This is a genomic window from Duganella flavida (genome assembly GCF_009857445.1).
Taxonomy (GTDB): domain Bacteria; phylum Pseudomonadota; class Gammaproteobacteria; order Burkholderiales; family Burkholderiaceae_D; genus Rugamonas; species Rugamonas flavida.
Genome location: NZ_WWCN01000001.1, coordinates 501,848 through 527,703 on the forward strand (window position 1 = coordinate 501,848; position 25,856 = coordinate 527,703).

Consider the following 25,856-nt stretch of genomic DNA (forward strand, 5'->3'; position numbering starts at 1 on the left):
CTCAGTCCACCGTAAAGTGGCCGATGCCGTCGGCGCGGATGGCGACGCTGCCGCCATCGCTGCCGGTCAGGGTCAGCACAAAGGGTTTGTCGACCGGTTCGCGGCCAAAGATGATGCGCAGTGTCGCTTCCGGCAATAACGGCGGCGAGTCCAGCATCAGCGTGACCGGCGCATGCTTGAATTCGCGCTCGCGCAGCAAGTCGTCTTGCACCACCTGCTCCCATTGCTTGTTATCGTTGCGGACCATGAAGCGGTAGTTATCGGTGCCCGCTTCAAACGCGATCTGGTGGTTGCGCACGATGGCTTCATCGCGCGCCAGTTGCAGCAGCAGCGCGATGCGCTTGGCGTCCTGCTGCAAGCCCTGTTTCTGACCCGGTATCGCGTTAAGCGACACCAGTCCCAGCGTGATGCCCAGGATGACCATCACGACCAGCAGTTCAATCAGCGTGAAGCCACGCTCGCCGCGCATGATGATGGATCAGTTTTCCCAGGAGCCGATATCGGCGTCATCGCCGGTGCCGCCTGGTTGGCCGTCAGCGCCGTAGGAGAACACGTCGATCTCACCCTTGATGCCCGGCTGCAGGTACTGGTACTGGTTGCCCCACGGGTCTTTCGGCATTTTCTCGACGTAGCCGCCAGCCTTCCAGCCATTAGCGGCCGGGCCGCCGGTTGGCTTTTCGATCAGCGCCTGCAGGCCTTGTTCGGTGGTCGGGTAACGCTGGTTATCCAGCTTGTACAGTTTCAGCGCCTGCATGATGGTCGCGATATCGACTTTGGCAGCGGCGACCTTCGATTCGCCGGTGCGGCTAATCAGTTTAGGTACCACCAGCGCGGCCAGCACGCCCATGATGACAACCACCACCATGATTTCGATCAGCGTAAAACCGCGCTGGGCGCGAGTAGAAAACTTTTTCATAATTGGTAACGAATAAAAATGAGTGCAGAGTATAAGGGGGAATTAAGGCCGCTGCGACTTTTGAGCCTAATTTATCCGTTTTAGCGCTTAACCCGCCCTTAATATGACAGTTTCTTTACACGGACTTACTTGTCCATGCCTTACTCGTGCTTCTTGGCGCTGGCCTCGATGCGGGCGCGGGCGCCCTCGTTGCCGCCACCATAAGTCACCGCCACCGGCGCGGCCTTGATCACCTTCGGCGCCTCGCCGACGAACGGTGCGATACCCAGCGCCGCGTGGATCTCGGTCGGGTAGATCACATAACCACGCGTGATCACTGCTGACACCTTGCGCACGTCTTCAATGTTCTTGGTCGGATCACCGTCCACCAGCACGATGTCGGCCAGCTTGCCCGCAGAGATGCTGCCGCGGTCATTGGTGGTGCGGGTGTAGCGCGCGCCGTTACGGGTTGCCACTTGCAGCGCCTGCGCCGGCGTCAGGCCAGCTTTGACCAGCAGCGCCAGCTCGGAGTGCAGCGTGAAGCCAGGAATATCATCGGTGCCGGCCACGATAGGCACGCCGGCTTTGTACATGATGCCAACGAATTGCACCATCTTGGCGTAGGATTTCTCGTAGCGCTTGAGCTGAACATCGCCATCGATCTTCATGGTGCCGGCCTTGAAGCTGCGCGCGACGTCCGGTGGCATATGCGATTCCAGCGCGACGTAGGGTTCATTGACGTCGCCGTCGCGCTGCTTGAGGAAGGCGAAGGCGGACATGGTCGGGTCTATCGAAATCTGCTTCTTGGCCAGATAGGCGACGAAGTCCTTTACCGGCTTGGAATTGAAATCGAGGTCCGCCACTTTTTCAGCTGGCAGCACGAAACGGTTCAGGTTACGGGTCTCGGTATCCGGCTTGACGAAGAAGTTCAGCAGCACCTGGTTGATGTGCTGGATCTCGTCGTAGCCCGCATCCAGCGCTTCCTGCGCGCGCAGGCCAGCCGGGATGTGGCCCGAGACGCGCATGCCACGGCTGTGCGCATAGGCCACCGTGTCTTTCAGGATGGCTTTCGGGAAGGAGTTATAAATCTTCAGCTGCGGGTAGCCGCGCTGCGCGTACCAGTCGATGGCGTCCTTAGCTTCCTTCAGGTCCTTGATCACGAAACCGTTATTGGCGCTGTATGGGCTCTCGCCTTCCAGGAAGCCGGCCGGCACCACCTGCGGCGCCAGCAGCTTGCCGGCCGCAGTTTCATCCAGCATGGCTTGCAGCTGGGCGTTGTCATTGCCCATGTCGCGCACACTGGTCACGCCGGTCGACATATTCAGCGCACCAGACCAGCGGTCCACGTGGCCGTGCAGATCGAATAGGCCAGGCAGCACGATGCGGCCGGCGGCGTCGATGACGTTGTCGGCATCGCGCGTCGGCGAACCGGCTGGCTGGATCGAGGTGATGCGGCCGCGCAGCACGTAAATGTCGGAAGATTGGCCGACGGTAGCTTTTTCGCTGTCGAAGATGCGGGCGTTGCGCACCACGGTCAGGCCGGTGAGCGGATGCTGCAGCTTGGCGGCGGCATCGGTCAGCATCTGCTGCTCGGCAGCTTTCTGGCGCTGGCCCAGCACCGGCGCGGCCGACTGCCAGCCCTCTTCCAGCGCATTGCCGAAGCCTGGCATGATGACGCCGAACAGGCGCGGTTGCGCGCCGGTGGTGGCCCAGTAGAACGACGGCGACAGGCCAACGCCGGTTTGCGCCAGCAGGCTCACGGTTTGTTTCTGGCCGGTGGCGCTGGTGACTTCCACGCTATCGAGCACGCGCTGCGACAGGGTGCCCGATGGCAGCAGCGCCAGTTTGCCGTCCGGTGCTTTCGTCAGCGCGGTGATGGCGACCGAAGCGACTTCAAACGACGAGTTCAATGGCAGGTAGGCGGCCGGGCCGCTGACGGTTTTCTCGCCCTGCTCGGAGGTCGACTTCCACGCTGCCTGGTCGCCCTTACGGCTGAACTTCTCGTCCACCACCGAACCGAAAGTGGAGTTGCCCTTGACCGCGTACTCGGTCATGGTGCCATCCGCGCCAACGCGGAACTGCTCTTCCAAGTCCGGGCCACGGCCGTTGTCCTTGTAGCTGAAGCTTACCTTGGTCAGGCCGTCGTCCAGACGCTCAACGATCTGCTGGCCAATTTGCTTGTTGGCGTTTTCGGAGATGATCAGGTATTTGGTGGTGGTGGTGGCGGCTTGCGCACCAAAGGCAGCGGCCAAGGCCAGCGGCAGTACAGCGAGGCGTTTCGTCAGCAAGTTGATTCTCCTTTTATTTAGTTTTAGTCGCGCAGACCGGGCACGCGCCATTGCGGCCGACAGCAATGCTGGTCCATTCCATGCGCAGGCCATCCAGCATCAGCAGGCGCCCGGCCAGCGAGCCGCCCACTTCCATCAATAGCTTGAGCGCTTCCGCCGCCTGCATGGCGCCGACCACGCCCACCAGCGGCGCGAACACGCCCATCGTGGAGCAAGCCACGTCTTCAAATTGTTGATCTTGCGGGAACAGGCAGGAATAGCACGGCTGCTCGCCGCTGCGAGGATCAAATACGCTGATCTGGCCATCGAAGCGGATCACCGCGCCCGATACCAGCGGCTTGCGCGCCGCCACGCATGCACGGTTGACGGCGTGGCGGGTGGCGAAGTTGTCGGTGCAGTCGAGCACCACGTCGGCATCGGCCACCAGTGCGGCGAGGCGCGCGTCGTCCACGCGCTCATTCAGCGCGGTGACGGTGATGTCGGGATTGATCTGCAGGAGCGTGAGCCGTGCCGATTCGGCCTTGGACTGGCCCACGCGCTCCGTGGTGTGGGCGATCTGGCGCTGCAGGTTGGTCAGGTCGACCGTGTCGTTATCGACCAGGGTGATGCGGCCGACGCCGGCCGACGCCAGATACATGGCGGCCGGCGAACCGAGACCGCCAGCGCCGATCACCAGCGCATGCGCGGCCAGCAGCTTTTGCTGGCCTTCGATGCCGATTTCGTCAAGCAGGATGTGGCGCGAGTAGCGCAGCAATTGTGAGTCGTTCATCGTCTCTCTGCGGCGTTGGCGCGCAGCGGTTTATTTGGACAGTTTGACCGGCAAGCCTTTGAAGTGGTTCAGCGCCTGCTCCAGCTGGAAGTCATCCTTGGAGCCGAATTCCACCGGCTTGGTTTTCTTCGCCAGTGCGGCCAGTGCTTGTTCTTCGTCCGGCACGTCACGCTTGACCGCATCGGCTTGCGGGTCCTTGTCGTTGCCGAGGTGTTTTTGCAGGTCGGCTTCGCGCACGCGCAGGCGGTTCAGGCCATCGCCTTCTGCCGTTTCATCGACCAGCAAGTCCGGCTTGATGCCAAGGGCCTGGATGGAGCGGTTCTGCGGCGTGTAGTAGCGGGCGGTGGTCAGCTTGACGGCGGTATCGGCGGTCAGCTGGCGCAGCGTTTGTACCGAGCCTTTGCCGAAGGTCTGCTGGCCGATGACGGTGGCGCGCTTGTAGTCTTGCAGCGCGCCGGCCACGATTTCGGAAGCGGAGGCGGAACCACCGTTCACCAGCACCACCATCGGCACGTCTTTCAGTGCGGCCGGCAATTTGGCCAACGGGTCGTTCTTGGCGGCCGGCGCATAGAATTCCTTGCGGCCGTAGAAGGTCTCCTTGGACGACTGCAGCTGGCCGTTGGTGGAGACGATCACCGAATCTTTAGGCAGGAAAGCAGCCGATACGCCGATCGCGCCCGGCACCACGCCGCCCGGATCGTTGCGCAAGTCGAGCACAAGTCCTTTGATGTTCGGATCCTGCTGGTACAGGGCGGTGATCTTCTTCGCCATATCTTCCACCGTCGGTTCCTGGAATTGCGAGATGCGCACCCACGCGTAGCCCGGCTCGATGATCTTGGCTTTCACGCTCTGCACGCGGATTTCTTCACGCAGCATGTTGAACACCAGCGGCTTGTCTTCGTCCTTGCGGCTGATGGTGATGCTGACTTTGGAACGCGGTTCGCCGCGCATCTTCTTCACCGATTCGTCCAGCGACATGCCTTTAATGAGCGTGCCGTCGATGCGGGTGATGACGTCACCCGCCTTGACGCCAGCCTTGAACGCAGGCGTGTCTTCAATCGGCGAGACCACTTTGATGTAGCCGTCTTCCAGCGCCACTTCGACGCCGACGCCAACAAATTTACCGGCCACGGTCTCGCGCATTTCGCGGAAAGCTTTTTTATCGAGGTAGACCGAGTGCGGATCGAGCGAGGCGACCATGCCGGAAATAGCTTCGGTCAGCAGCTTTTTGTCGTCGACGTTTTCGACGTAGTCGGTCTTGATCAAGCCGAAGACGTCGGATAGCTGGCGCAGCTCTTCCAGCGGCAGCGGAGTGCCGGTGGTCTTTTGCGCGATGGCGGAAAACTGGAACGAGGCGGCAACACCAGCCACCATACCGAGGCCGATCAGGCCGATGCTCTTGACTTTGTTGCCCATTTTTCCCGCGAACCTTAAAACTTGACCCAGCCAGCCGGGTCGAATGCTGCGCCCTGATGGCGAAGTTCAAAGTATAGCCCCGATTCTTCGTTACCGCCGCTGTTACCTGCGCTGGCAATCGGGTCTCCGGCTTTGACGATGTCGCCGGCTCGTTTGAGCAGCGACTGGTTGTTGCCGTAAATGCTCATGTATTGGCCGCCGTGATCGACAATGATCAGATTGCCGAAGCCGCGCAGCCAGTCGGCAAACACCACCCGCCCACCGGCGATGGCGTGTACGTCGGCGCCCTCGCCGGCGCGGATGAAGACGCCCTTCCAGCTCGGACCGTCGCCGCGCTTGGAGCCGAACTTGGCAGCGACCTTGCCCGCCACCGGTGCGCGCAACTGGCCTTTCAAGCTGGCGAAAGCGCCGGCCGGTGCGGCCGGGGCCAGTGCGATGTCGGCGGCTTTGGCGGGCGGCGTGTCTTCCACCGAGGCGGCTGCACCGGCTCCGGCGGCGCCCGATGCGGTCGCTGCGCCCTGCCCGGCTGTGCCCGCCGCACCGCTGCTTGTGCCGGCGCCCGGCCGCACGGCCACTTTCGGCTCGTCGGCGTCAATCGCATCGGCTGGGTTAGGCGTGGCCGGCTTGATGGTGCCGGACTTGGTATTGTTATTGGCTTTAGCCAGGCGCTGGCGCTCGGCCTCGGCGGCCCTGGCTTTCGCCAGCGCGCGCGCGTCGGCTTCCGCCTTGGCCTTGGCGGCCGCTTTGGCAGCGGCCAGTTGTTCCTGGCGTTTCTTCTCGGCGGCAGCGGCGATGGCTTGCTCGGCGATCAGCTTGTTCAGCTTGTCGACCAGCCCGGTCATGCGCTGCTCGTCGCGCTCCAGGTTGCCCGCTTCCTTGCGCTGGGCCAGCAGTTTCTTCGACAAAGTGGTCAGCAAGGCGGCGCGGCGTGCCTTCTCCTGCTCCAGCTTGGATTTCTGCTGCAATTGTTCCTGGGCGATTTCTTCCAGCTCGTCCTTGGCGTTCTGCGCCTCATCCTGGTTGACCTCGACGGCCTTCAAGTTGGCGCGCAAAGCGTCCAGCAAGCGCGCCTGCGCCTGCGAGACGTACGCCATCATTTGCAAATCGCGGTTGATGCGGTTGGGATTGTCGCCCGACAGCAGCAACTTGATGCGGTCTTCGTTCCCCGCCACGTACTGGTCGCGCAGCAGCTTGGCCAGCTGCTGTTTCTGGTGCGCGACCGTGGCCGCCAGCTTGTCGTGCTCGGCCGACAGCATTTGCAGCTTGACGTTGGTGTCGCCCTGCTCCTGCTGCAAGTCGCGCAGCGAACGGTTGGCGTCCGAAATCGCCTGTTCGGACTCGGCCAGCGTGTCGGCCGCGTCGTCCTTGGCCGATTCGGTCTTGCTGATGTCTTTCTTGAGCGCAGACAGCTTCTGCTGCACGCCGGCGCGTTCAGCCTCGGCCGCAGCTTTTTGCTTGCTGCGCTCAGTTGCCTTGCCGAACGGAGCGGCTTGCGCGCCCAGCGACATCATCAACAGCAGCGTGACCGCCGCATTACGGAACGAAGAGTGAGACAAATTACTTGGCCTTGCCTTGGTTAGCTACCGCAGCTTGAGCGGCAGCAATCGCGTCGGCATCACCGAGGTAGTAGTGACGGATGGGTTTCAGATCTGCGTCCAGCTCGTACACCAGCGGGGTACCGTTAGGAATGTTCAGGCCAACGATATCGCTGTCGCTGATGCCGTCCAGCATCTTGATCAGGGCACGCAGGCTGTTGCCGTGGGCCGAGATAATGATTTTCTTGCCAGCTTTGATGGCCGGGGCGATTTCCTCGTCCCACACCGGCACCACGCGGGCCACGGTGTCTTTCAGGCACTCGGTCAGCGGGATTTGTTCTTTCGACAGGCCGGCGTAGCGCGGGTCGTTGAACGAAGCGCGGTCATCGGTCGCTTCCAGCGCTGGCGGCGGGGTATCGTAGCTACGACGCCAAACGAGCACTTGCTCGTCGCCGTACTTGGCGGCGGTCTCGCCCTTGTCCAGGCCTTGCAGGGCGCCGTAGTGACGCTCGTTCAGGCGCCAGTCGTTCTTGATCGGCAGGTACATCGCATCCATTTCGTCCAGCGCCAGCCACAGCGTACGCACTGCGCGCTTCAGCACCGAGGTGTAAGCCAGGTCGAAGGTGAAGCCGCCGTCCTTCAGCAGCTTGCCGGCCTGCTTGGCCTCATTGATGCCTTTTTCGGTCAGGTCAACGTCGGTCCAGCCGGTGAAGCGGTTCGACAGGTTCCAGGTGGATTCGCCGTGGCGCATGAAAACGATTTTGTACATGTGGACTATCTTTTCAAGAAAAGTTGGAAAACCGGTGCTTTGAGAACAGTTACAGCTTCTATTTTATAATGCGCAGATTAAGTTCAACCATTGGATTCCTGTGAAATTCTTCATTGACAATATTTTTCTGATCGCCATCGTGCTGGTTTCGGGCGGCGCCCTGTTGTGGCCGTCCCTGACGGTACGTGGCAAGCGCGGCAGCCCGCAAGACATTACCATGTTGATTAATCGCGGCAAGACCACCATCTTGGATGTGCGCGACGCCAAGGATTACGCTGAAGGCCACCTGCCTGAAGCCAAGAATATCCCCCTGGCCCAGCTGGACCAGCGCCTGTCGGAGCTGGACAAGTTCAAAAACCGCTGCCTGATCGTGATCGGCAAGAGCGACGCCCGTGGTTCGGCGGCTGCCGCCAAGCTGGGCAAAGCCGGCTTCGGCGACGTGGTCAATCTGGAAGGTGGCGTTGCTGCATGGCAAAAAGCCGGCCTGCCGCTGGCTAAGTAATTGGAGGAAAGCAAAATGACTGCCGAAGTGATCATGTACACCACCGCCGTGTGCCCGTACTGCATCCGCGCCGAACGCCTGCTGGAATCCAAGGGGGTTACCGGGCTGAAGAAGATCCGCGTCGATCTTGACCCTGAGCAACGCATTTCGATGATGCAAAAGACCGGCCGCCGCACCGTGCCGCAAATCTATATCGGCGACACCCATGTCGGCGGTTTCGATGATTTGTATGCGCTGGATCAAGCGGGCGGCCTGTCGCCCTTGTTAAATGGCTAATGGTCCTCAAATACAACGTACGCCGGGCGGAAAGCCTTTAAAACCATAATGGTTTTGATACAATTGCCCTCGCGTTTGATTTGAGCTGTCTTCTAGCCATACCAAGCAAACATCATCCGGGCGGCCGGTGCCGCTCGATTTACTATAACGAAAGCGTTCCATGTCTGAAGAAAATCTGCAACCAGTATTCCAAATCCAACGCGTCTACCTGAAAGACCTGTCGCTGGAACAACCTAACTCGCCGGCGATCTTCCTGGAACAGGAAGCACCGACCATCGAAGTAGCCCTGGACGTAGGCGCTGAGCCGCTGGCAGATGGCATCTTCGAATCGACCGTCACCATCACCGTGACCGCCAAAGTCAAAGACAAAGTCGCGTTCCTGGTAGAAGGCAAACAAGCCGGTATCTTCGAAGCGCGCAACATTCCTGCAGAACAGCTGGATCCACTGCTGGGCATCGGTTGCCCGAACATCGTGTATCCATACCTGCGCGCCAACATCGCCGACACCATCACCCGTGCCGGTTTCCCACCAGTGCACCTGGCTGAGATCAACTTCGAAGTGTTCTACCAGCAGCGTCAACAAGCGATCGCTGAAGCAGCAGCTGCTGCCCCAGCCGCTGACGCGACCCACTAAGCATTAATGCTTCATCCGCCGCCGGGCGCTCGTCCGGCGGCAGTTTCACCCCGTCCCAAGGTACACCATGACATTCCCTCGTTTGATCGCTGCCCTGACCATGACGCTGGCCGCTGCCGCTAGCCAGGCCTACGATTTTAAAACGGTGGGCGCAGCGCCCGTCATCCTGTACGACGCGCCATCGACCAAGGGCGGCAAGCTGTTCGTGGTCCCGCGCGGCGCCCCGCTGGAAGTGGTGCTGGCCTACGGCGAATGGCTGAAAGTTCGCGACGTCAACGGCGAACTGGCGTGGACCGAGGCCAAAGGCCTGAGCGCCAAGCGCAACGTCATCGTCAAAACCGCCAACCTGAAAATCCGCGCTACCCCGGATGATGCGGCCACGGCCGTGTTCACCGCCGACAAGGGCGTGCTGCTGGAGCTGGGCGAAAACGCCGCCGGCGGCTGGATCAAGGTACGTCACCGCGACGGCCTGACCGGTTACGTCAAAAATTCCGAAGTCTGGGGCATATAATTGCCGTAGCGGCGCACTCCCACGCGTCGAATGAGATCCCATGCAAGATAAGAACAAACAGGCGGGCATCGTCCGCAAGGTGAGTGTGCTCGGCGCAGGCGCCTGGGGCACCGCCGTGGCCATGGCATTGGCCCAGCGTCACGATGTGCTGCTGTGGGGCCGCAACGCCGCTGCCCTGCAGGCGATGGCCGCCGCACGCGAAAACAGCTACCTGCCCGGCTACACCTTCCCTGAACGCTTGCAGGTTGCCAGCGACTTTGATGCGGCACTGGCCCACGTGGCCGAGCCCGGCAGCTTGCTGATCGCGGCCTGCCCGGTGGCTGGTTTGCGTCCGCTGCTGCAATCACTCAAGGGTCGTTCGATTCCCAACGTGGTGTGGCTGTGCAAGGGCTTTGAATACGATACCGGCCTGCTACCGCACCAGATCGTGCGCGAAGTGCTGGGCGATAGCGTGCCGGGCGGCGCGCTGTCCGGCCCATCGTTTGCACAGGAAGTGGCCAAGGGCCTGCCATGTGCACTGACCATTGCATCGGACTCGGCGGCGTTGCGCGCCAGCGTGGTGGAAACCGCGCACGGCGGCAATATGCGCGTCTATTCGAGCGAGGATTTGGTCGGCGTGGAAGTCGGCGGCGCGGTGAAAAACATTCTGGCGATTGCCACCGGCGCGGCTGACGGTCTGGGCCTGGGCCTGAATGCGCGCGCGGCGCTGATCACGCGCGGCCTGGCGGAAATCACCCGCCTCGGCGTAGCGCTGGGCGGCCAGACCGAGACCTTCATGGGCCTGACCGGCATGGGCGACTTGATTTTGACCTGCACCGGCGACCTATCGCGCAACCGCCGCGTTGGCCTCGGGCTGGCGCAGGGCAAGGCGCTGGATGTGATCGTGCAGGAGCTAGGCCACGTGGCCGAAGGCGTGCCATGCGCCAAGGCCGTACGCGAACTGTCGGCCAGGCTCGGCGTCGAGATGCCGATCACCAATGCCGTGGCCGGCGTGCTGTTCGACAGCGACCAGCCGCAAGCCATGGTAGCCCGCCTGCTGTCGCGCGATCCCAAAGGCGAGTAAAAACCGGGGTCAGTTCTGCCAATCGTACACGGGCTCATGTACCAATGGCAGAACTGACCCCGGATTGTGGATTGTTATTCCTCTTCGACGTCTGACTTCGCTTCGCGCATCCACGTGACCAGTGGGTAGGCGTCCTTGAGGCCGGCCGCCAGCGTCGGCACCAGCAGCTCCGGCTTGTTCAGTTGCAGATCGATCTCGGTCCACACAAAGAAGCTCTTCAGCTTGATGTACTCAATGTGCTCGTGCTCCGGATCAAAACCTTTCGGCGGGCGCATCAGCTTGCCTTCGTTCTGGATGTCGCCATAGGTCGCCACCAGCTTCTTGTTCTTCAACACTTTGCGGAAACCTGCCGCATCATCCACCATGTGCTGGCGCAGCGCTTTCAAGCGGTGCGGCGGCGGCATGTATTCGCCGGCACCGAACAGCAGCTTGCCGGTGCCGTCGATCTGCATGTAGTAAGTCGGACCGCCGGCCTTGCTCGGGCGGCGCATATCATTCGGCGCCACCGCGGCCGAAAAGCGCGTCTTGTACGGACTCTTGTCATGCGCAAAGCGCACGTCGCGGTTGATGCGGAACATGGCCTTTTTCGGATTACTGAACTTGACCTGCGCATCGAACTTGCCCAACTCGGCAATCATCTCCGTCACTACTTGCAGGAATTCTTCGCGCAGGATGTCGTAGCGCGGCTTGTTCATGATGAACCACGGGCGGTTGTTGTTGGCTTCGAGTTCTCGCAGGTATTGGGTCAGGTCGCGCAGGTGCATGGTGTTCCTTATTTGGCGTTGGACGGCCGTTTGCCAACGGTGACGTCCAGCGTGGTCTCGCGGTTTTTCCGCAGGACCGTCATTTTAGCTTTTCCGCCGGGAGCGAGTTGGGCGATGAGATTCAGCATGCTGTTGGTGTCGGCCACCGGCTTGCCGTCCACCGACAGCAGGATGTCGCCCGGCTTGATGCCGCCCTTGTCGGCCGGGCCGTTGCGCACCACGCCGGCAATGATGGCGCCGCTCTGGCGCTGCAAGCCGAAGCTGGCCGCCAGCTCGGGCGTGATTTCCTGGCTCTCAACGCCGATCCAGCCGCGTACCACATGGCCCGATTTGATGATGGCTTCCATCACCGATTTGGCGGTCGATACCGGAATCGCAAAGCCGATGCCGACCGAGCCGCCGGTCTGCGAATAAATCGCCGAATTGATGCCCAGCAGGTTGCCGCTGGCGTCCACCAGCGCCCCGCCCGAATTGCCAAAGTTAATCGCCGCGTCGGTCTGGATGAAGTTCTCGAAATGGTTGATGTGCAGGTTGTTGCGGCCCAGCGCGGAGATGATGCCCATGGTCACCGTCTGCCCCACGCCGAACGGATTGCCGATGGCCAGTACCACGTCACCCACCTGCGCCTGCTCGGCCTGGCCCAGCACGATCACCGGCAATTTTTCCAGCGTGATTTTGACCACGGCCAGGTCGGTTTCCGGATCGGTGCCGACCAGCTTGGCGGCAGCCTTGCGGCCATCAGCCAGCACCACCTCGATTTCATCAGCCGCTTCCACCACATGATTGTTGGTCAGGATGTAGCCCTGCCCTGAGACAATCACGCCCGAGCCGAGGCTGGACTCGTCGTCGCTATCCTCATCGCGGTCGCCGAAGAATTTTTTAAAGAAGGGATCGCGCAGCAGCGGATGCTTGCCACGCTTGGGTTTCTTGCTGGTGATGATGTTGACCACGGCCGGCATGGCGCGCGCCGCCGCCGCCCGGTACGATCCGCCGGCCGACACTGGCGGCTGCTTGGCCGGCGCCGCTTCCAGCATGGCGGCCGGATGCTCGGTGCTGCCCATTTGCTGGACCCGCACCGGCGCCGGCTGCTCGCGCCGGCCCACCGCCGTGTAGACGAAATACAGTGCCAATACGACGGTCACCGTTTGCGCAAACAATAACCAGAGTCGTCGCATCGCAGTCCAGCCTGCCGCCTGGACGGCGGCCTTGAGTTATTTTTTGAGGGAGTCGCGAATTTCGCGCAGCAGCACGATGTCTTCCGGGGTCGGCGGCGCTGGTTCCGCAGCGGCCGCCGCAGCTTCCTGCTTCTGGCCCAGGGTACGCGCCTTGTTCATCAGGCGCACCATCTGGAAGATCACAAACGCCAGGATGACAAAGTTCAGCAAGATGGTAGCAAAATTCCCGTAGGCGAACACGGCGCCCAGTTTTTTCGCTTCTACCAGGCTCAAATTGGCGGCCTGGCCGTTCAGCGGCACGTAGTAGTTGGCAAAGTCCAGCCCGCCAAACAACTTGCTGATCGGCGGCATGATGATGTCGGCCACCAGCGAATCGACGATCTTGCCGAAAGCGCCGCCGATGATCACACCGACCGCCAAGTCGACCACGTTGCCCTTCATCGCGAATTCTTTAAATTCCTGCATCATTGCCATATTTTTATCCCCGCTGTGTGGTCAATTGTGAACAAAACTGCGCTTGGATCATACTATTTTTTCAATTGGATTCCAAACACGCTTGCTGTTTACGCATTTACAAGCCGAATTACGCTATAAATTGACCTACATCAATTTCTGCTCATCACCCGACCTCATATCATCGCAGCGGGAGCCCTGTACGGCTGGCTAAATCTTAGGGAAAGAGCAACGTTGGTGGTAGAGTTGCATCGTGCATACTTTATAATGTAGTGTTGCTGGATTTCGTGCCTTGGTTTCAGTTTTTCAGTTTGTACACAGTTCTCAGATTTTGTTCGCACTTTGACTAATTGGGGTTTGTATGAGTAACGAAAAGCAGGTCGATTCAGGCCGTCGCGGATTGCTGGTCGCGACTGGCGCCGCCGGCGGTGTCGTAGGTTTGGCCACCGCAGGCGCATTAGTCAGTACCTTCCAGCCGTCCGAGCGCGCGAAAGCGGCCGGCGCGCCGGTCGAAGTAGATATCTCCACGCTCAATCCCGGTGAAATGAAAACCGTGGAATGGCGCGGCAAGCCGGTCTGGATTATCAAGCGCACGCCTGAAATGGTGGCGTCGCTGAAAAAAACCGACGGCAAAGTGGCCGACGCCGACTCCAAACGCAATCCCGAAGAATTCACTCCCGAATACGCCCGTAACGAATGGCGCTCGCGCAAACCAGAATTGCTGGTCGCGGTCGGCATCTGTACCCACCTGGGCTGCTCACCTTCCTCGAAATTTACCCCCGGCCCGCAGCCTTCGCTGCCGGATGACTGGGAGGGCGGCTTCCTCTGCCCTTGCCACGGCTCGACCTTCGATATGGCCGGCCGCGTGTTCAAGAACAAGCCGGCGCCGGACAATCTGCAAGTCCCACGCCATATGTTTTTGAGCGACACCAAGCTGGTTATCGGTAAAGACGAGAAAGGCGAGGCATAAGATGGGTGCATTCAAGGAGACAAAATTCCCGGCCGATGCACCGGCCGCACAAAAAGCCTTGGGCTGGGTGGATGACCGCTTCCCACTCACCAAGCTGTGGAATGATCAATGGGGCAAATACTACGCCCCGAAAAACTTCAATTTCTGGTACATCTTCGGCTCGCTGGCCATGCTGGTACTGGTGCTGCAAATCGTCACCGGCATCTTCCTGACCATGCACTATAAGCCGGACGCCAACCTGGCGTTCGGGTCAGTTGAGTACATCATGCGCGAAGTGCCGTGGGGCTGGCTGGTGCGCTATATGCACTCGACCGGTGCCTCGGCCTTCTTCATCATCGTCTACCTGCACATGACCCGTGGCCTGCTGTACGGTTCGTACCGCAAACCGCGCGAGCTGATCTGGCTGTTCGGCTTTGCCATCTTCCTGTGCCTGATGGCGGAAGCCTTCTTCGGCTACTTGCTGCCGTGGGGTCAGATGTCGTACTGGGGCGCACAGGTGATCGTCAACCTGTTTGGCGCGATTCCGCTGATCGGTCCTGACCTGTCGCTGTGGATTCGCGGCGACTATGTGGTGTCGGATGCGACCCTGAACCGCTTCTTTGCCTTCCACGTGATCGCGATTCCGCTGGTGCTGCTGGGCCTGGTGGCGGCCCACCTGATCGCGCTGCACGAAGTCGGCTCGAGCAATCCGGACGGCATCGAAGTCAAAGAGAACCTGGACCCGGACGGCCATCCGGTCGACTCCATCCCATCGCATCCGTACTACACGGTGCACGACCTGTTTGGCGTGTCGGTGTTCCTGACCATCTTCAGCGCCGTGGTGTTCTTCGCGCCGGAAATGGGCGGCTACTTCCTCGAGTACAACAACTTCCTGCCGGGCGATTCGCTGAAAACCCCGCTGCACATTGCGCCAACCTGGTACTTCACCGCGTTCTACTCGGTGCTGCGCGCCACCACCGCCGACTTCATGTGGGTGCTGATGTTCTTCGTGGCCGCCTACGTGGTGTTCATCTGGCTGAAATCGCGCCTGTCGACCGGCGTGAAAAGCATCATTGCCGTGGTGGCGCTGGTGGCCATCGTCGGCATGCTGCCGCAGGTGCTGGATGCGAAATTCTGGGGCGTGGTGTTCTTCGGTTCCTCGGTGGTAATCCTGGCCTTCCTGCCGTGGCTGGATAAATCGCCGGTGAAATCGATCCGCTACCGCCCGGACTGGCACAAATACGTGTACGCGCTGTTCTTCATTTCGTTCCTGGCGCTGGGCTACCTCGGTACCCTGCCGCCGACCGAAGGCCGCACCCTCGTGTCGCAAGTGTGCACCCTGCTGTACTTTAGCTTCTTCCTGTTCATGCCTTGGTGGAGCGCCATGGGCACGTTCAAGAAGGTTCCGGACCGCGTCGTCTACCACGGCCATTGATCGCTAAAGTGCATAAAGGACAACACATGAAATACGCGAAACGCATGCTTGCCACTTTGGCACTGTTGCCCGGCCTGGCCCTGGCGAATGAGGGTGGAATTGCGCTGGATAAGGCGCCGGACCGCTCAAATAACCTGGCCGCGCTGCAGCATGGCGCCAAACTGTTCGTAAATTACTGCCTAAACTGTCATAATGCGTCCTCCATGCGCTACAACCGCCTGAAAGACCTGGGCTTGAGCGAGGAGCAGATCAAAGCGAATTTGCTGTTTACCGGTGACAAGGTCGGCGAAATGATGACCACCACCATGAAACCAGCCGATGCGAAAGCATGGTTCGGCGTAGTACCGCCGGACTTATCGGTGATCCAGCGCGCGAAAGCGTCTGGCGCCGGTTCCGGCAGCGACTATTTGTACACCTATCTGCGCAGCTTCTACAAGGACGACACCCGCCCGACCGGCTGGAATAACCTGGTGGTCAACAATGTGGCGATGCCGCATGTACTGTGGGAATTGCAAGGTGTGCAAAAAGTTAAGATGGAAGAAGTGGCCGATCCGCATGAAGAAGGCAAAATGACGCACCAGTTTGCTGGATTTGAGCAGGTCACTCCGGGTAAACTGGGCAAGTTGGAGTACGACACTGCCGTGGCCGACCTGGTCGGCTACATGGAATGGATGGCGGAACCTGCTGCGCAGACCCGCAAAAAACTGGGCGTCGTGGTCGTGCTGTTTATGACCATGTTTGCCTTCCTGGCATGGCGCTTGAACGCGTCGTTCTGGAAAGAAGTGAAATAGTCGAGAGCGCCGCTTGCCGGCGCTTGTTTTGCGATGCCCGCGTTTGGCGGGCGATCGATCCGGGTGAGCCGTTCGCGGTCTCGCCCTGTTTGTTCTTCTAAGGAACTAGAAAAATGATGGTTCTCTACTCGGGTACGACCTGCCCATTCTCGCAACGCTGCCGTCTGGTCCTGTTTGAAAAAGGCATGGACTTTGAAGTGCGCGATGTCGACTTGTTCAACAAGCCGGAAGATATCTCGACCATGAATCCGTATGGTCAGGTGCCGATCCTGGTGGAACGCGAATTGATTTTGTACGAATCGAACATCATCAATGAATACATCGACGAACGCTTCCCGCATCCGCAACTGATGCCGGCTGACCCGCTGATGCGCGCCCGTGCGCGCCTGATGCTGTTCAACTTTGAAAAAGAACTGTTTGTCCACGTGCATACGCTGGAAAGCGAACGCGCCAAGGGCAACGACAAGAGCCACGACAAGGCCCGCGCAGAAATCCGCGACCGCCTGACCACGCTGGCGCCGCTGTTCCTGAAAAACAAATACATGCTGGGCGATGAGTTCTCGATGCTGGACGTAGCGGTTGCACCGCTGCTGTGGCGTCTGGATCACTACGGCATCGAACTGTCGAAGACCGCCGCGCCGCTGATGAAGTACGCCGAGCGTATCTTCTCGCGTCCTGCGTACATCGAAGCGCTGACGCCGTCGGAAAAGGTGATGCGCCGTTAATGGTTCATTGAAGCACTACGGCGCGCGCCGGCCGGGTTCGGCTGGTGGCGCGCCGTGTTTTACCGCAGTCTGGAAGACCCATGTCTGAAATCTCAACCAAGCCCTACCTGCTGCGCGCCATTTATGAGTGGTGCACGGACAGCGGCTACACCCCCTACCTCGCCGTCAAAGTCGACGCCACCACCACGGTGCCGATGGAATACGTGAAAAAAGGCGAGATCGTACTCAACATCAGCTTCGGCGCCACCTCGGGCCTGAAGATGGACAACGACAGCATCCGCTTCCACGCCCGCTTTGGTGGCGTTTCGCGCGAAATCTACATCCCGGTCAACAACGTGATGGCCATCTACGCCAACGAAAACGGCCAGGGGATGGCGTTCGAGCCGCAGCTAGGCCAGCAGTCGGAGCCAGTCGACGAAGCGGTGGAAGACGCACCGGCCGCGCCGATTTTGTCGGCCGTGCCGCCAGCAGCCAGCGAAGCCAAAACCGCAGTGCCTGACACCCCGGGCGACAACAACGACCCGCCGAAAAAGGGCGGCCGTCCTACGCTGACGCGTATTAAATAGCGTATAATTCGCCCCGTAAAAGTCACGCCGACTTAGCTCATTTGGTAGAGCAGTTGATTTGTAATCATCAGGTGGCCAGTTCGAAACCGGCAGTCGGCACCAATTTGCGTTTTAGACAACGCTCGAAAAACCCGGAAATCGCCTTCTTCATAGGGGATCTCCGGGTTTTTTTACGTCATCTCCTGCGGCAAAGCAAAGTAAAGACAGTGATTTTGCACCACTATTGGCAAGCGATTGCCACAACGATTGGCAACTTCGCCGGTCTAACCTTCTCTGACGTTCAAAGAAGGAGGTGCAACATGTCTAGTCCAGTGAAAGTAGGCATAAAGTGGCGGCACCGCATCATGGTCCATCGCGTTCGCGTGTCGGGCACGTTTGACACCAAGGCTGCCGCACTGAAGTGGGAAGCACACCAGCGCATGACGTTGGGACAGGGTGAGCAACAGCTTGCCGTCACCAAAACGTGCGCCGAGGCTTTCCGGCGCTACGAAATTGAAGTATCGCGCACCAAGCGCGGCTATCGCTGGGAAGCCGGTCGCCTTGCGGCTATGGCGGCCTCATCACTCGGCCCCATCACCATGGCACAGTTATCGACATCACATATCGCCGCCTGGCGTGACGAGCGACTGCGCAGTGTGCAGGGTGGCACCGTCACCCGCGAAATGAACCTGCTGTCCCATGTGTTCTCGGTGGCCCGCAAGGAATGGCAGTGGCTGCAAACCAACCCGACCAGAGATGTCGCGCGCCCGCGACCGAAACCCCACCGCGACCGCCGCATTTCGCAGGACGAGATCGACCGTATCTGCATCGCCTTGCGCTGGCCTAGCGACGGCAGCATCACCGCACCGGAGACGATCCAGCAACGTATCGCACTCGCCTTCCTGTTTGCCATTGAGACCGCCATGCGGGCCGGAGAAATCTGCGGCCTGCGCGCCGGTGACGTTCACGGCCGCGTTGCCCATCTGAAAATGACGAAAAGTGGCTACCCGCGCTACGTCCCGTTATCACCACGGGCCGTGGAAATTTGGTCGATGGTCCCGAATGGCTTCTGTATCACAACAGCGACGCTCGACGCGATGTTCCGCATGGCGCGTCACCGTGCGGGCGTGGAAGGCTTAACCTTCCACGATAGCCAGCATGAAGCGATTACGCGTTTGGCATCCAAGATCAACGTGCTGGATCTGGCCCGTATGGTCGGCCATCGTGACATCAAACAATTGCAGACGTATTACAACGCGACCGCCGACGACATCGCTCAAAAGCTGTAAGCTTGCGCCCGCTTTTAGCGCCCTCATGCGGGCGTGTGGCAACGACTGGACACGATTTATCGGGAAGTATGCCGCTCCGCCCAGGCGATCACCTCACGCGCCTTGAACAGCGCTTGGGCGCGCGCTGTCCCCCTTATCGGCAGACGAATCGGGCGGGGGAATGACGGCAGAGTGATAATGTCGTCCCTCACAGTATCGACAGACCGCTTAAGGTAAGCCGCAATGTGTCTGGTATCCCATAAATCAATCGCTACAGGTAACAACACCGGAGCAGGTTTCGATAATTGCTCCAACAGCTTTTCTAGTAATACCTCAGTGTTCATTCCGCTCTCCTTCGCGCCTCTCCAGTACTTGCGCATTGATAGCTTGGTATGGGGAAACTCCGCTATTCAGACACGAGACTCCCCCGCTTCAGCGCGATTGATCAATTGAGCCAGCGGCGCGATCTTCAGCACTGTCACACGATTGTGTCTCAATGCGGCAACAGCAATTAGTTTTATGTCAATCATTTGTTATTTTCTTAAGTGGCGGCTCTTGAACGAATCGGCGCGCAAAAAACTGGATTACATTCCGCTCACTACAGAACGCGCACCCTCGCTCCTTTACGTTTCGTTTATTTCGAATAAAATGAACTGACCGGAAATCGCCACCATTCAATTTATCGTCTTGGAGAGAGTCATGACCAACGCCGCCCGTCACCACGCAGTATTTCCAGATGAGAAGGCAATCAATGCGGCGGTGGTCGCGAGCCGTCAGCTGGCAACCTTTCTTTCGACAAAGGTCGAAACTCAGCGCCTTGAACTGGTCAATGAACGCCAACAGAGGGAAGTGATCGAACTCCCCGCCGTCGCTCTCGGACTGCTGGGAGAAATCCTCAGTGAACTGGCGTTGGGCAACGCCGTGACGGTGGTCCCCATCCATGCTGAGCTAACCACGCAGGAAAGCGCCGACATGCTCAACGTTTCACGGCCCCACTTGGTGAAACTGCTGGATAACGGCGCGCTGCCCCACACCAAAACCGGCCGGCATCGCAGGATCAAGTTCACCGACCTGATGGCGTACAAAGAACAACGCGACCAAGCCACTTATGCAGCCATGGATGAACTAACGGCACAGGCCCAGACGTTGGGAATGGGATACGATTGAGGAAGTCCCCCTGCGCAGCTTTCTGCTTCCTGCCCGTTAACCGCGTGGTTAAGCAGGGTTCGGTCGCAAATTCGCTGTCTTGACATCGCTCGCCATTAACCAACTTGATTAATTTAACCAAATAGGTTAATGTGGATCATATGCGCTATCGCAGCCAACCCAATGACCAATTACACCAACCCAACCCACAATTTGGCGGCGCTGCTTGCGCTGATCCAGCAGGGGCAATACAAAACGACCAAAGTCGCACGATTAGGCGCGACCAGCTTGCGGCTGACCCACGATCAGATGATTGACGTGGTCTTGGATTTACCGAACACGGGTCACTTCTACAAGACCATGGAGTCCGACATGAATCCCGGACTCTGGATGGATGTCTATCACACCAAAACGCCGGCAGGCGACGAGGTGTATCTAAAATTGATGATACAAAACGGTGTGCTGATTGTATCGTTCAAGGAGTTATAAAATGAAATGCGAAAACTGCGGCAAAGCCGAAATGATCCACGATGTGCGGGACATCAACTACACCTATAAAGGGGTGTCGACTGTCCTGCCTCAGGTCGCGGGCGAGTTTTGCCCAGCCTGCGACGAGGAGTTATTAGGCCCAGAAGAATCGCGTCGGACGATGGATCTCATGTTGGCGTTTAATAAAGAGGTCAACGCCTCCGTCGTCGATCCAGTGTTCATCGTTGCAGTGCGCAAGAAGTTGAAGCTGGATCAACGCCAGGCTGGCGAAATCTTCGGCGGCGGCGTCAATGCGTTTTCGCGTTACGAGCTTGGCAAAACAAAACCGCCGCTTGCGACCGTCAAGCTGTTGAAGCTACTCGATAACCACCCGGAACTACTGGATGAAGTAATCGCAGCATAACCAGCCACGTGCGCCTTCTGAGCGCCTGTGTTTTGACTCCCTTTCCTGAGCACTGCCACGCGACGCGTGCTACCCGCCTTCGCGCTGTTTGGTTGAGTCCGGAGCACAATGCCTTAGCGTTCCGTGACCGCGTCCGTTTGTTCTTTAATACGCTTACCGTGACATGCCGCGACCACGCTCACGTTGCTGCTCTGCTTCCCGTCCCTCCAGTTTCTGCCACTGTTGCCAATATCTTTTGAGCGCATCTGCTTGCTGCTGGCCTGACGCGCCGAACGCGTATTCGGCAGTACGTTTCGCATAGTTCTCCCAGTCGCGGACTTCCCCCTTCTGGCGCGTCGCCGGCGCGCATTGCCTTAGGACCGCCTCGACCTGCTGTTGTGTATGGCCCGTGGCGCGCATGCGCACCGCGATCATCGCATCCACCCGCGATGGATCCGCTACACGCCCGCCTTGGCTCTGCTGCTTCAAGACATCCCGGTAATGCGAAGCGTAAGCCTTGGCACTCCGCTCCAATGCCGGAGTCTCACGCGTCTGCGCGTCTGCGACCAGATCGGCCTGCACCTCCGCCCCGCCCTCGCGATCCGCAACCTGCTGCGCGTCGAAACCGCGCGACATGGCCCGCGCCTCCAGCAAACGCCGCTGCTCCTGAGCGATCTGCTGCTGCAATTCTGGATTATCTAATTTGAACCCATGTTCCACCGCCAGCTCAACGCACAGCATTTTGAATTGGGCGCGCCCGGTCACTTCGAATGATCCCCACTTCTGCTCGGCCAGCTGGAGCGCCGCCAACACGCTAGCACGCTCGCGCCACGCATACACATCGATCTCGCCACCTTTATCGACAAATGCCGCATCGGCACCGCTTCGCGCCATGTCGCCGCGCGCATAACGCACTTCGCCACCCTCGATCTTCGGCACATAGTCGCGTATATCGCGCGGCCTGGCCGGTGCTGCATGGTCTCCCCGTATCTGCTGCACTTCGGTAGCACGGTAACGCCACTGTTCTGCCAACTCGGGCTGTTCCTGTTGACGCAACCACTGCTCCAAATCGGGATATGGCCGATATCGTTCGCGCAGCATCGCCCTCTCCGTACGCTGCCGGTCCCGCATCTCTGCCTGCTCCACTGCGCGCCGCGCCGCCACAATACTCTCCAGCGCATTACGTAGCTCTCCGCGCCCGTTCCAGCGGCCCTGCAGCACCTCCGCGCGCTCGCGCTGATGACGTGCCAGCAGCGCTTTGCGTTCGGCTTCCTGGCACTGTCTTAACGCCTTTAAGACCGCGTCTTTTTCGGCTGCATACGCCCGCCGATTCACGCTATACAGTTTCCATCCCCGCACCACATGCTTCACTGGTTCCGGTGCGCGCTCCACCACTTTCTGTCGCGTCGATGGCTCGAATGTCCCCAGCCGCTTTTCAAGCTTACCCAGACTGGCTTCCCGATCCGCGCGACTGGCCTTCACGCCGATATCGTTCACGAACAGCACCGCGCCGCTGCCGGTGCGTTCATAACGCATGCCTTCCTTAGCCAGCGCTTGATGCAGGTCCTGCCAGCTGGTGGCAGCCTTGATGATTGGGGCACCTGTCTCGATGGCGACCCGCTCGGCGGACTTCTCGCCGGTACGCTGCTCCATATCGCACTTGGCCTGCTCCGGCTGACGCGCTTCCTCATGCCCACGCACATCTCGTTCGATCTCGCCATTGTTCTTGACCCGGTAACGACCATGCGCCTCCCGTTGCCAGCCTTGCTTTTCCTCGATGCGGGCCACCGCCTTGTGCGCAGCCTCGATGTCGAAACCGCGATTCGGTTTAATCACCTTCAGCGTTTTGGGATTAACGCGGTTGATGGCGATGTGAAGATGCACGTTGTCGGTATCTGCATGCAGGCCATACATCGTCTGGTGCCCTTCCAATCCTAGCTCCTTGAGAAAAATATCGACCGCCTCTTCGACCTGTCGCGAACTGGGTTGTTCTCCTTCCTGCCAGCTCAAAACATAGTGGTTGATCGTATCCGGGCTGCGCACCGCTTCTTGCGACAGCGCGAGCATCTCGGCCTTCTGCGCTTCATGGTCATCGGACAGAAAGCCGCGCGCGCCGGCGTACAAACACTTCTCGTTGCTAATCTCTTGTTCCGGTGCGCAGATGTAATCCATCAGTCGCCCGACGCGGGCACTTTTCGAAGCGGACTTCTTCGGGTTCTTAATTTTTTTGACGATCATGACTGAGCCTCTCGATGTAGGCTTTCAGTGCTGCGAGCACGCCGGCAGTATCGCGGTGTAGCACACCGCCTGTTTCGTTGTGCAGGTACTTAAGCAGGCCGCCCAATCGTCGCAACTCGCGGATCATCGCTTGATCTGCGTTAGCAAGAATGGGGCGTCCAAAATAACGCCGCCTTACCAACTCGGACATGCTTAACGCGGCCAGGTCTGCATCCTCGATAAGACGTGCTTTTTCAGTCTTCGTCAGACGCACATTGATCACCGCATCTAAAATTTCATCGCCACGTTTTTCGAAAGGCATGCTGCCTCCAGTGATAACAGTGATCGCTGGCGGCGCTACGCGCAGCGTGTCTGGGGTCAAGGGGCGTGCCCCTTGCAGGATGAGGCTTGCTGTGAGAAGCGTAGCGCCGAATGGCAAGGCGTCCCTTGGCACCACATGCGACAGCATGTGTGTGACAAGGGCCATCCTGTATCTCTTTCGCTTACCACCCTAGTCTACGATTCTGCGACGACCTCGCACTGATCTGGCACAAGGTCCGCGCCGGCTGGAGTGCTACTGTAAGCACAGCACGTCTGGAGCCAGATATGAAATACACGACCGAGCAACTTGATGCGATCGCTGCAAAACTGCGCAGCATGCCTGCGGTAGCGAAGCCTAAGCAGGAGTACACCAAGCAGGCCGCAGTCGGCATGCTAACCAAGGAAATCAACACGCTACAGAAACGCGGATACTCCCTCGCGCAAATTGCCGAGGCCCTGCGTGGAGAAGGATTGGACATCGCGACGCCAACGCTGAAGAACTACCTGCTACGTACCAAGCCAGCACGTAAAAAGACGCCGCCGGTGTCCATCACTGTGAGGCCGGTTGAAGCCAAGTCTCAGGCCTTGGGCAAAGCCTCGTTCCCTGTCGCTTCGGACACCGACGACATCTAGGAGAAACACCATGGCGAAAAATATTTTTTTGATCGGTGGCGGCAAAGGCGGCGTCGGCAAATCATTGGTATCCATGGCGACCGTCGACTACTTTCTACAGCGCGGAGAAGACCTCGTGCTGATCGACGCGGATACCAGCAATCCCGACGTCTGGAAGGCGTACAAAGACAGCACACGCACCGAGCTGCTGGACCTCGATGGCGCCGATGGCTGGATAGAACTAATCAACGTCGCTGACAACCATCCGGAGAGCGTCATCGTCATCAACAGCGCCGCACGCAACAACAAGTCCGTCAGCGCTCATGGACCGATCCTGAGCAGCACGCTGCCAGAACTACGCCGTAAACTGGTCACGCTATGGGTGATCAACCGTCAGCGTGACAGTCTAGAACTGCTCAAGGAATATATGGATGCCATTCCCGAAACCGTCGTTCATGTCGTCAGAAACGGCTACTTCGGCGAGGAGCGGAAATTCGAGCTATACAACGGCTCTAAACGACGCGGGCTAGTCGAAGAACGCGGCGGCCTCTCGCTGACCTTTCCAGACTTGGCGGACCGTGTCAGCGACGACATCTACAGTAAGCGCATGAACATCGCCTTGGCAGCAAAGGACCTCCCCTTGGGTAATCGTGCGGAACTGCATCGCTGGCGGGCTGCGGTCAAAGCCATGCTGGAGCGGCTTCCAAATGAATGAACTGGACGACAGCTTCGCCAAACTGCTTGGCAGGCAGCCAACCGATGCTGAACGCCAGCAGATTTATCAGATACGCGACGCCCTGGGACTGAAAAATAACGACGCACTCTGGCTCGTTCTGATGGTCTTACAGTACCACCAGACCATGTACGCACGCTTCCCCGATTTGATTAAGCAAGCCGCGATCAACACGCTACGTGAATTTCAAAAGACTGCCGACGCTACGCTCGTATCGACTAAAGAATCGGCCAAATTGGAATTGGCCAGAGCAGTGTCCGCGACCGCCCGTGATGTCGCCCGCCTGACCGCAGCCAAGCACGCGGCAATCTGGATTTCTGCTTGCGCACTTTCGTGCTGCATAACTTTCGGCGCGTTTGGCTGGTACATCCATGAAAACGCCTATGCAGCCGGCTTCGCAAAAGGCTATGGCAATGCCTATCTAACTGTAAAAGATGAGAAGGCAGCAGCTGCATGGGCCAACACACCGCAAGGCAAGGCGGCGTATCGGCTTGCGCAGGCTGGCAGCATCGACAGCCTTATCAAGTGCGACCAGCCTGGATGGAAAGTCGTTCAGGGCGCTTGTTACGTCCATAATTTATCGGACGGAACAACTTACGGATGGCGCATCCGCTAGCCCCGCAACTGAGGTTGGGAAGCTGCCGTTCTACCATTGAACTACACCCGCGTGCCACGCATTCTACGCGGGTTTCAACGATGTTGACAACGTTGCCGCACGGCCGCTGTGGTCGAAAGTATGATGGCCGATGTCACCAAGGTGTGATGGCCGCGCATATCCTTTTGAAAAGCGACGTCCATCCAACTCCATTGAACTCAAGGTATGCACCGCCACGCGGCCTTGCCTGTTCATGCGCAGCACAATCCCGTCGCAGAGCATTCCTACTGCCTACCCTTGCTTATTCGCATGTTGTTAAGTTGCACTGAAAATTGACCCACTTTCCCCACGAATTTGCAACTGAATCTGACCCACGTTAGTAGCACAATTCCACCTGTCTTATCGGCAGGAGATCGGAGTGATCAACGTGGCTCTACTCGGCATCATTCGACGCTGGCACCTTCGTGACCAGATCACTGTCGCCAAGATTGGGCCAATGCCTGACACCGTGTTAAGCAGACGGTAGCCCGGCGCTGATCGGCAGTAATTCGACAGTGATTTCTCGATTAAATCGATCTGTGCCTGCAAGGCCCGAATA

30 protein-coding genes and 1 tRNA gene are annotated in these 25,856 nt (G+C 59.1%); 18 read left to right on the plus strand and 13 right to left on the minus strand.

Annotation, left to right across the window (positions count from 1 at the left end):
• Window position 1 precedes the first annotated feature (1 nt).
• The 7 genes from GTP46_RS02130 to gpmA form a co-directional block, all read right to left on the minus strand.
• Window positions 2–469, minus strand: a complete 468-nt coding sequence (locus GTP46_RS02130) for a GspH/FimT family pseudopilin (RefSeq protein WP_161004961.1) — start codon at window positions 467–469, stop codon at window positions 2–4.
• Window positions 470–478: 9 nt separating this feature from the next.
• Complete coding sequence (gene gspG, locus GTP46_RS02135) at window positions 479–916, minus strand: type II secretion system major pseudopilin GspG (RefSeq protein ID WP_161004962.1); 438 nt, start codon at window positions 914–916, stop codon at window positions 479–481.
• A 140-nt stretch (window positions 917–1,056) separates the two neighbouring features.
• Complete coding sequence (locus GTP46_RS02140) at window positions 1,057–3,183, minus strand: amidohydrolase family protein (protein ID WP_229258761.1); 2,127 nt, start codon at window positions 3,181–3,183, stop codon at window positions 1,057–1,059.
• Window positions 3,184–3,196: 13 nt separating this feature from the next.
• Window positions 3,197–3,952 carry a HesA/MoeB/ThiF family protein gene (locus GTP46_RS02145; RefSeq protein ID WP_161004963.1) on the minus strand — a complete coding sequence of 252 codons (756 nt, stop codon included), beginning with the start codon at window positions 3,950–3,952 and terminating at the stop codon, window positions 3,197–3,199.
• Between the two features lie 30 nt (window positions 3,953–3,982).
• On the minus strand, window positions 3,983–5,368 hold the full coding sequence (locus GTP46_RS02150; protein WP_161004964.1) for a S41 family peptidase: 1,386 nt from the start codon (window positions 5,366–5,368) through the stop codon (window positions 3,983–3,985).
• 14 nt (window positions 5,369–5,382) lie between these two features.
• Window positions 5,383–6,879 carry a murein hydrolase activator EnvC family protein gene (locus GTP46_RS02155; RefSeq protein WP_202414105.1) on the minus strand — a complete coding sequence of 499 codons (1,497 nt, stop codon included), beginning with the start codon at window positions 6,877–6,879 and terminating at the stop codon, window positions 5,383–5,385.
• 46 nt (window positions 6,880–6,925) lie between these two features.
• Complete coding sequence (gpmA, locus tag GTP46_RS02160; protein ID WP_161004965.1) at window positions 6,926–7,672, minus strand: 2,3-diphosphoglycerate-dependent phosphoglycerate mutase; 747 nt, start codon at window positions 7,670–7,672, stop codon at window positions 6,926–6,928.
• Window positions 7,673–7,772: 100 nt separating this feature from the next.
• On the opposite strand from gpmA, the gene GTP46_RS02165 reads away from it, so the two are divergent.
• The 5 genes from GTP46_RS02165 (at window position 7,773) to GTP46_RS02185 (ending at window position 10,658) form a co-directional block, all read left to right on the plus strand.
• A complete protein-coding gene (locus GTP46_RS02165; RefSeq protein ID WP_161004966.1) occupies window positions 7,773–8,174 on the plus strand; it encodes a rhodanese-like domain-containing protein in 402 nt (133 codons plus the stop codon).
• Window positions 8,175–8,189: 15 nt separating this feature from the next.
• A complete protein-coding gene (gene grxC, locus GTP46_RS02170) occupies window positions 8,190–8,450 on the plus strand; it encodes a glutaredoxin 3 (protein ID WP_161004967.1) in 261 nt (86 codons plus the stop codon).
• A 160-nt stretch (window positions 8,451–8,610) separates the two neighbouring features.
• Window positions 8,611–9,084 (plus strand): protein-export chaperone SecB, encoded by a 474-nt coding sequence (secB, locus tag GTP46_RS02175; protein WP_092280307.1) that lies wholly within the window; start codon window positions 8,611–8,613, stop codon window positions 9,082–9,084.
• A 67-nt stretch (window positions 9,085–9,151) separates the two neighbouring features.
• Window positions 9,152–9,595, plus strand: a complete 444-nt coding sequence (locus GTP46_RS02180) for an SH3 domain-containing protein (RefSeq protein ID WP_161004968.1) — start codon at window positions 9,152–9,154, stop codon at window positions 9,593–9,595.
• 40 nt (window positions 9,596–9,635) lie between these two features.
• Window positions 9,636–10,658 (plus strand): NAD(P)H-dependent glycerol-3-phosphate dehydrogenase, encoded by a 1,023-nt coding sequence (locus GTP46_RS02185; RefSeq protein ID WP_161004969.1) that lies wholly within the window; start codon window positions 9,636–9,638, stop codon window positions 10,656–10,658.
• A gap of 74 nt (window positions 10,659–10,732) precedes the next feature.
• Here GTP46_RS02185 and GTP46_RS02190 read toward each other — a convergent pair whose 3' ends face one another.
• From GTP46_RS02190 to mscL, 3 genes are read right to left on the minus strand one after another with little or no spacing between them, the layout of a single operon-like run.
• Window positions 10,733–11,422, minus strand: coding sequence for a DUF2461 domain-containing protein (locus GTP46_RS02190; RefSeq protein ID WP_161004970.1), 690 nt, complete (start codon window positions 11,420–11,422; stop codon window positions 10,733–10,735).
• Between the two features lie 8 nt (window positions 11,423–11,430).
• Complete coding sequence (locus GTP46_RS02195) at window positions 11,431–12,597, minus strand: Do family serine endopeptidase (RefSeq protein ID WP_161004971.1); 1,167 nt, start codon at window positions 12,595–12,597, stop codon at window positions 11,431–11,433.
• A 36-nt stretch (window positions 12,598–12,633) separates the two neighbouring features.
• On the minus strand, window positions 12,634–13,071 hold the full coding sequence (gene mscL / locus GTP46_RS02200; protein ID WP_161004972.1) for a large conductance mechanosensitive channel protein MscL: 438 nt from the start codon (window positions 13,069–13,071) through the stop codon (window positions 12,634–12,636).
• 340 nt (window positions 13,072–13,411) lie between these two features.
• Here mscL and petA point away from each other — a divergent pair, with 340 nt between their 5' ends.
• The 7 genes from petA (at window position 13,412) to GTP46_RS02235 (ending at window position 18,784) form a co-directional block, all read left to right on the plus strand.
• Window positions 13,412–14,020 (plus strand): ubiquinol-cytochrome c reductase iron-sulfur subunit, encoded by a 609-nt coding sequence (gene petA / locus GTP46_RS02205; protein ID WP_161004973.1) that lies wholly within the window; start codon window positions 13,412–13,414, stop codon window positions 14,018–14,020.
• A gap of 1 nt (window position 14,021) precedes the next feature.
• A complete protein-coding gene (locus GTP46_RS02210; RefSeq protein ID WP_161004974.1) occupies window positions 14,022–15,434 on the plus strand; it encodes a cytochrome b in 1,413 nt (470 codons plus the stop codon).
• A 26-nt stretch (window positions 15,435–15,460) separates the two neighbouring features.
• On the plus strand, window positions 15,461–16,225 hold the full coding sequence (locus GTP46_RS02215) for a cytochrome c1 (RefSeq protein ID WP_161004975.1): 765 nt from the start codon (window positions 15,461–15,463) through the stop codon (window positions 16,223–16,225).
• A gap of 113 nt (window positions 16,226–16,338) precedes the next feature.
• A complete protein-coding gene (locus tag GTP46_RS02220) occupies window positions 16,339–16,950 on the plus strand; it encodes a glutathione S-transferase N-terminal domain-containing protein (protein ID WP_072788101.1) in 612 nt (203 codons plus the stop codon).
• An 80-nt stretch (window positions 16,951–17,030) separates the two neighbouring features.
• Window positions 17,031–17,516 (plus strand): ClpXP protease specificity-enhancing factor, encoded by a 486-nt coding sequence (locus GTP46_RS02225; RefSeq protein WP_161004976.1) that lies wholly within the window; start codon window positions 17,031–17,033, stop codon window positions 17,514–17,516.
• Window positions 17,517–17,542: 26 nt separating this feature from the next.
• Window positions 17,543–17,618: transfer RNA gene (locus GTP46_RS02230), tRNA-Thr, on the plus strand.
• The gene (locus tag GTP46_RS02235; RefSeq protein WP_371869526.1) at window positions 17,588–18,784 is read left to right on the plus strand and encodes a tyrosine-type recombinase/integrase; all 1,197 of its coding nucleotides are present in this window, start codon (window positions 17,588–17,590) and stop codon (window positions 18,782–18,784) included. The genes GTP46_RS02230 and GTP46_RS02235 overlap by 31 nt, the downstream gene beginning before the upstream one ends.
• A gap of 56 nt (window positions 18,785–18,840) precedes the next feature.
• On the opposite strand, the gene GTP46_RS02240 is transcribed toward GTP46_RS02235, so the two are convergent.
• A complete protein-coding gene (locus GTP46_RS02240; protein ID WP_229258762.1) occupies window positions 18,841–19,107 on the minus strand; it encodes a hypothetical protein in 267 nt (88 codons plus the stop codon).
• Window positions 19,108–19,462: 355 nt separating this feature from the next.
• Between GTP46_RS02240 and GTP46_RS02245 the strand changes: the two genes are divergently transcribed.
• From GTP46_RS02245 to GTP46_RS02255, 3 genes are all read left to right on the plus strand, one after another.
• Window positions 19,463–19,930, plus strand: coding sequence for a helix-turn-helix domain-containing protein (locus GTP46_RS02245; protein WP_161004977.1), 468 nt, complete (start codon window positions 19,463–19,465; stop codon window positions 19,928–19,930).
• Window positions 19,931–20,092: 162 nt separating this feature from the next.
• Window positions 20,093–20,398, plus strand: coding sequence for a type II toxin-antitoxin system MqsR family toxin (locus tag GTP46_RS02250; RefSeq protein WP_161004978.1), 306 nt, complete (start codon window positions 20,093–20,095; stop codon window positions 20,396–20,398).
• A 1-nt stretch (window position 20,399) separates the two neighbouring features.
• Window positions 20,400–20,801 carry a type II toxin-antitoxin system MqsA family antitoxin gene (locus tag GTP46_RS02255; RefSeq protein WP_161004979.1) on the plus strand — a complete coding sequence of 134 codons (402 nt, stop codon included), beginning with the start codon at window positions 20,400–20,402 and terminating at the stop codon, window positions 20,799–20,801.
• 153 nt (window positions 20,802–20,954) lie between these two features.
• Here the strand turns inward: GTP46_RS02255 and traI are convergent, their stop codons facing one another.
• Together traI and GTP46_RS02265 are read right to left on the minus strand one after the other, a co-directional pair.
• Window positions 20,955–23,018 carry a TraI/MobA(P) family conjugative relaxase gene (traI, locus tag GTP46_RS02260; RefSeq protein WP_161004980.1) on the minus strand — a complete coding sequence of 688 codons (2,064 nt, stop codon included), beginning with the start codon at window positions 23,016–23,018 and terminating at the stop codon, window positions 20,955–20,957.
• Entirely contained in the window at window positions 22,999–23,319 is a 321-nt protein-coding gene (locus GTP46_RS02265) for a plasmid mobilization protein (protein ID WP_161004981.1), read from the minus strand. The genes traI and GTP46_RS02265 overlap by 20 nt, the downstream gene beginning before the upstream one ends.
• A gap of 284 nt (window positions 23,320–23,603) precedes the next feature.
• On the opposite strand from GTP46_RS02265, the gene GTP46_RS02270 reads away from it, so the two are divergent.
• The 3 genes from GTP46_RS02270 to GTP46_RS02280 are packed head-to-tail and all read left to right on the plus strand — an operon-like array spanning window position 23,604 to window position 25,279.
• Window positions 23,604–23,951, plus strand: a complete 348-nt coding sequence (locus tag GTP46_RS02270) for a protein mobC (RefSeq protein ID WP_229258763.1) — start codon at window positions 23,604–23,606, stop codon at window positions 23,949–23,951.
• A 10-nt stretch (window positions 23,952–23,961) separates the two neighbouring features.
• Window positions 23,962–24,645 carry a P-loop NTPase gene (locus GTP46_RS02275; RefSeq protein WP_161004982.1) on the plus strand — a complete coding sequence of 228 codons (684 nt, stop codon included), beginning with the start codon at window positions 23,962–23,964 and terminating at the stop codon, window positions 24,643–24,645.
• On the plus strand, window positions 24,638–25,279 hold the full coding sequence (locus GTP46_RS02280) for a DUF6753 family protein (RefSeq protein WP_161004983.1): 642 nt from the start codon (window positions 24,638–24,640) through the stop codon (window positions 25,277–25,279). The genes GTP46_RS02275 and GTP46_RS02280 overlap by 8 nt, the downstream gene beginning before the upstream one ends.
• Window positions 25,280–25,856: the final 577 nt, after the last annotated feature.